Origin of the sequence: Streptomyces tateyamensis (genome assembly GCF_003205575.1) — a bacterium.
Classification (GTDB): Bacteria; Actinomycetota; Actinomycetes; order Streptomycetales; family Streptomycetaceae; genus Kitasatospora; species Kitasatospora tateyamensis.
Genome location: NZ_PYBW01000400.1, coordinates 1 through 249 on the forward strand (window position 1 = coordinate 1; position 249 = coordinate 249).

At 73.1% G+C, this 249-nt stretch carries 1 protein-coding gene; it reads left to right on the top strand.

Annotation, left to right across the window (positions count from 1 at the left end; all coding sequences use genetic code 11):
* On the top strand, positions 1–249 hold a 249-nt coding region (locus C7C46_RS33920; RefSeq protein WP_146259361.1), incomplete at both ends, for a CocE/NonD family hydrolase.

The window sequence follows — 249 nt, forward strand, 5'->3', positions numbered from 1 at the left end:
AGCGGCCCGAGGTGCAGCTGGACGGCCCCGGTGACCCGGACGTCGGGATCACCGGCGCCTCGTACGGCGGGGCGATCTCGCTGCTAGCCGCTGCCGCCGACCCGCGGATCAAGGCGATCGCCCCGGTGATCACCTGGTGGGGCCTGTCCCAGGCGCTCTTCCCGCAGAACCTGCAGGGCCCCGGCGCACCTGACGGGGGGTTCAAGAAGCTGTGGGGCGGGATCTTCTTCACCTCCGGCTCGGCCGGCG